Source organism: Mesorhizobium sp. M4B.F.Ca.ET.089.01.1.1 (assembly GCF_004022605.1).
Lineage (GTDB): Bacteria > Pseudomonadota > Alphaproteobacteria > Rhizobiales > Rhizobiaceae > Mesorhizobium > Mesorhizobium abyssinicae.
This window is the reverse complement of sequence record NZ_RZOS01000693.1, coordinates 1-2,083: the sequence shown is the minus strand read 5'-3', so window position 1 is coordinate 2,083 and position 2,083 is coordinate 1. Positions and strand designations below refer to the sequence as shown.

Sequence of the window (2,083 nt, the reverse complement as noted above, 5' to 3'; positions counted from 1 at the left end):
CCGCATACTCTTCGGCATCTGATGTTGACGCAATCGTGGTGTCCTCGTCGACCAGCAGCGCATAGAGGCCGGGTGCGTTGGCAGACGAGAGCTCGATGATCGTCGGCGTGGTGTAGGCAGTCATCGTCCCGCCATTGCGGCTGCGATAGACCGTGAATGAAGTCAGGCCGGTCTTCTTCGTGATGAGGTCGGTGCTGTCGACCGCTTCGAAGTAGATGTTCTGATCCGTCTTTCCGCTGGGGATCCTCATACGCCGAACCTCTTTCGCGTGGCCTGAAAGATGCCGTCCAACTGCGCCTGGGTAAGAGCGGTGCCCTCCCAGATGGCCATCGCTGCCATTCTGGACGTGTTGACCAGCGGGACCTGCGCGTTGCCGCGAGAGCCGATCTGCATCGTGTTGGTGGCGCCGGCGGCCGAGGGCGACGAGTAGGTGGAACTGAACAGTTCGAAGGTCGAGTTGACGCCCAGAATGTGGCCGTTGGCCCCAACCGCTTCGTCAAGTGAAGAGACGGCGAACACCCATGAGCCGGTTGCAAGGGTGGCCACCATGATGTTTTGCAAGGCGACGACGCCGCTGCCGTTGTTGATGGCTGCGAACCACCTTTGGCCGCCGCTCATCCCAAAATGGAAGCCGACGCTGGCGACGTTGTTGCCCGACGTGCCGCCGATCCCGTTCGACGCGGCGGAGCCGTACCAGGCCCAAATCGCGACGGTCCACTTGGCGTTGTCCTTGTGGATGTTCGTCATCCACGTCTCATTGGTGGTGTCGTAGGTCAGATAATCGCCGCCATCGAAGGAAAGATATTCGGACGACGTGCGGCCATCGGAAGTCCCGTTGATCGTCGGGTCGGTGGCGTCCGCACCTGCCGTGGTGCCACGAAAGAAGTCGTAGCCACCTCCCGACGTATCGAGCCATTTAGTAGAAGCCGCAGGGAGAGAGTTGCCATCGGCCGCGTCGAGACAAAGCTTCAGGTTCGTCGTCAACCCCAACGTGGTGAGGACGTCCTTCAGCCGCGCCCGATAGTACGGACGGCGAAGCTGCGCGAACCCATCGAACTGCGGTTGCAGGCCAGGATAGAATTGGCCGTCAAACATCAGCTGTTCAGATCCACCGCGGCGATAGCATCAGCCTTCGATTTCAGGGCGGTGAACTCGGCCGTCATCTTGGTGAGCTGGGCCTTCACGGCGGCCTCATAGGCGTTGCCGGTGCCGAACGCATTGACGGTTGCGATGACGTCGGCAAAGTCGTTCGGGATCGCAGCCAGAGCCGTCGAGGCCCCGCTGGCGTTCGCCTTCACCTTGATCATCACCTGACGCTGGTCACTGAGACGCTGCGCGATGGCAGCCATCCCTACCTCGACTTCACTGGTTGTAGCCATTTGCTGGAGCTCCGGATTGCGGGGGCTGCATCGGGACCGCCGTCACGGCGCGGCCTTGGGCGTCCCGGATGATCTGCTTCGGCTGCGACAGCACTTGAATGAGTGCGGCAAGCGCCTGCCCGAACATGTCGCGCTGCGCGGCCATCTCTTTCAGCACCGCCTGGCCGTCGATCTGCTCGGGATCGGGCGGCGGGACGACGCCGTTTGCCAGCAGGATCTGGTTCTGGTCGATCCGCGCGGCCTGCCGCTTCGACTGGAGGTCAAGGCGCTTCTCGGTCATGGTCATGTCGTGCTGTTCGCGCTTGAACTCCATGTCTTGCGCGGCGGCGTCCGACTTGAGCTTCGCATCAGCGACTTTTTGCGCCTGCTCCGCCTCTCGCGCCTTCGCGTCCGCCTGAGCTTTTTGTTGTTCGGCACTAGGCGGCGGAGGCTGGCCGGCTTGCGCCTTGGCATCGGTCACCATCTTTTCCAGAACGTCCTCGACCGACTTGCCGAGGTTGAAGAGGCGCGAGTTCGCGGCGAAGATTTCAACCGCCACTTCCTTCGGCATCTCGTCTTGCTGGATTAGCGGACCGACGGCAGCCCAATAGGCGCCAGCCGCCTGCATGAACTCGGCCGTCTCTGCCTTCTGCCTGGTCAGGTCCGCCTTGACCGTCGAATCGCTCTCGACGTCGATGCGGTACATCATCGCCAGCCGCTGGGTC

At 62.2% G+C, this 2,083-nt stretch carries 4 protein-coding genes; all 4 read right to left on the bottom strand.

The genetic code is table 11. From position 1 onward, the window contains the following. Positions 1-250: hypothetical protein (locus EN780_RS32795; RefSeq protein ID WP_133372829.1), on the bottom strand; the 250-nt coding region annotated here is incomplete at its 3' end. After that, entirely contained in the window at positions 247-1,095 is an 849-nt protein-coding gene (locus tag EN780_RS32790) for a hypothetical protein (protein WP_128276343.1), read from the bottom strand. The genes EN780_RS32795 and EN780_RS32790, both read right to left, overlap by 4 nt. Next, positions 1,095-1,349 (bottom strand): hypothetical protein, encoded by a 255-nt coding sequence (locus tag EN780_RS32785; RefSeq protein ID WP_187331301.1) that lies wholly within the window; start codon positions 1,347-1,349, stop codon positions 1,095-1,097. Before EN780_RS32785 ends, EN780_RS32790 begins: the two co-directional genes overlap by 1 nt. A 13-nt stretch (positions 1,350-1,362) precedes the next feature. After that, positions 1,363-1,986 carry a hypothetical protein gene (locus EN780_RS32780; RefSeq protein ID WP_189556936.1) on the bottom strand — a complete coding sequence of 208 codons (624 nt, stop codon included), beginning with the start codon at positions 1,984-1,986 and terminating at the stop codon, positions 1,363-1,365. Between the last annotated feature and the right edge of the window lie 97 nt (positions 1,987-2,083).